This is a genomic window from Blautia sp. CGZ-1-C1 (assembly GCF_056504575.1).
Window position 1 is genome coordinate 1 of sequence record NZ_JBWLUT010000122.1, and the last position, 1,914, is coordinate 1,914.

Annotated in this window: 1 protein-coding gene; it reads right to left on the bottom strand. The window is 38.9% G+C overall.

Annotation, left to right across the window (positions count from 1 at the left end; all coding sequences use genetic code 11):
* Positions 1-516: 516 nt before the first annotated feature.
* Positions 517-1,914, bottom strand: a 1,398-nt coding sequence (locus tag AC058W_RS11795) for a recombinase family protein (RefSeq protein WP_479390104.1), incomplete at its 5' end; no start/stop codon positions are given.

The following is a 1,914-nucleotide window of genomic DNA, read 5'->3' on the forward strand; positions in this document are numbered from 1 at the left end:
ATGAACAAATTGTACCATAGATATCTTATTCTGTAAACATATGTTCTTTTTTTAACAAAAAATTGCGCGTCTAACTCATCACTGAAGTAACGAGAATGCGACGCGCGGTCATTCAAAAAATCCCTTATGTATCCGGACTGTCCTTCTCCTTTTTTCTGTAAATCGGCGGGTCTTCGACACTTGCGAGAAATAAAAATTACTATAAACCGTATAAATGCGGGCTTTTTTACTTTATAGGAAAGACCGCCGAGGGCGGTCTCCTGAGTAAAAAAGACACTCCAGTTCTGGAATGCCCCATAAAAAATAGGGACACCCGCTTTTAACAAGTATCCCTATAATCTATCAATGATCTGATAGCTCTCTATTCATTTTCATATTCAAGATTCTTTGTGTTCCCCGTACCGAGGTCTAACGCAACAACAACGGTTACTTTCTTCACAAGGCTCTTTTCTTTGTGATTTTCACCTATTTTTCTGAAACTGAAAAACTCCACAAAGTACGTAAATTCAAGGATTTCTACATATTTTTACTTTGTAGCAACACCACAGTCTCAACGGTACTTTCGTTGTCCCAACAAAGTTCCTGTGTCTCCCTGTCTCCAAAATACACTGGAAAACGGAACTTTATGTGCTTCAGGAATCTGCCATCTGGCTGCTCCTGCTCGTAAATGTCCACCTGTTCCACAAAACTGTTAAGAAATTCTTTCTTCTCCAGGTCGGTGAACTTATCATATAGTTTATCAAAATATAAAAGAAATTGATAGACGTTTTCTTCTGATATTTTCTGTTGCCGGATATTCAGCAGGCGATTCTTAACTTCTTCTATACTGTTCTCCACGCCTTCAATTTCATCATACAGACGATATAAGCGTGTCTCCATATCCTGATATTTCTTTTCATAAAATTTATCCATGATATCCAGACTGTCCATTTGCTGTCCGAGTCTAGCTTTTGCTCCGGTCAACTGCCTGTACTGTTTTTCCAGTCTTTCAATCTCTTTTTCTATTTCTTCTGTGTCTATTCTTGAACCGATTTTATTCAGAATTGCTTCTTCAAATTTAGGATTCTTCACCAGTTTCCGAATAACTTCTTCCACTGCATTGTTAATCTTCTCTTCGCTCCATTGTTTACGATATCCACATTTATGACCATCTACCAGGCGACGATGTTTACACGCATAATAGAAATAATCCTTATATAAGGTTCCGTCTTTCTTTTTCTTTCGATTCACGTTCCCATACATACCGCTTCCACATAACGGGCATCTCAATATTCCGGATAAAATATGCTCATGCTCGAGACTATGTGTCTTTTCATATTTCACACCTGTTTTTTCCCGTTTTTGATGAGCCAGCTCCCAGTCTGTTTCTGAGATGATTCCTTCATGGATGCCATCGTGCAGCATATAATTTTCCTGCTTTACAATGCGATATTCATTTCTTGTACCAGAAACTTTCTCGTTCTTCCTTCGTCCATAAGCCAGCTTTCCACAGTATACCGGATTATCCAGAACGCCTTTTATAAATGAAGAAGCAAATGCATCCAAAGTGTTATTCTGTCGTTTTTTCTTTTTATATCCATGCTGGTTCAGCCATGCAGCAATCGCTGAGATTCCCATATTAGTATGAATAAATTTGTCATAGATCAGACGAATAATCTCCGCTTCGTCCTCTGCAATCTGCAATTCTCCATTTACCAATTCATAGCCATATGGAGCAAACCCACCGTTCCATTTTCCTTCCCTGGCTTTCTGCTTACGTCCTTCCATTGTCTGAACAAGGATATTCTCTCGTTCAATCTCTGCCACCGCAGATAAAACAGAAATCATCAGCTTTTCACTATCTTTTGAGCTGTCAATCCCATCTTCTACACAGATCAGATTCACTCCAAAATCCTGCATCCTCTGCAAAGAATT